The following is a 235-nucleotide window of genomic DNA, read 5'->3' as shown; positions in this document are numbered from 1 at the left end:
CTGCATGGGTGAGCAAGTCGCCTCCAGCTTATGTACAGTGGTAGATGATGGCACGATGGGAAATCGTCGTGGTTCGGTCAGTATCGATGATGAGGGTACGCCAGGCCAATACAATGTATTGATTGAAATAGGTGTGCTTAAAGGCTACATGCAAGACAAGCACAACGCCCAGCTTATGAATACGCATTCTACCGGTAATGGCCGACGCGAGTCTTATGCCCATTTGCCTCTACCG

General features: G+C 49.8%; 1 protein-coding gene. It reads left to right on the top strand.

Annotated elements, in window-relative coordinates:
- Positions 1–4: 4 nt before the first annotated feature.
- Positions 5–235 (top strand): metallopeptidase TldD-related protein (locus tag Q4528_RS16125; protein WP_303522778.1); only part of this gene is annotated, 231 nt, incomplete at its 3' end.

This window comes from Staphylococcus pasteuri, assembly GCF_030547725.1.
GTDB lineage: Bacteria > Bacillota > Bacilli > Staphylococcales > Staphylococcaceae > Staphylococcus > Staphylococcus pasteuri.
Note: the sequence above shows the minus strand (reverse complement) of the source record. Positions and strands in the feature narration are given on the sequence as shown.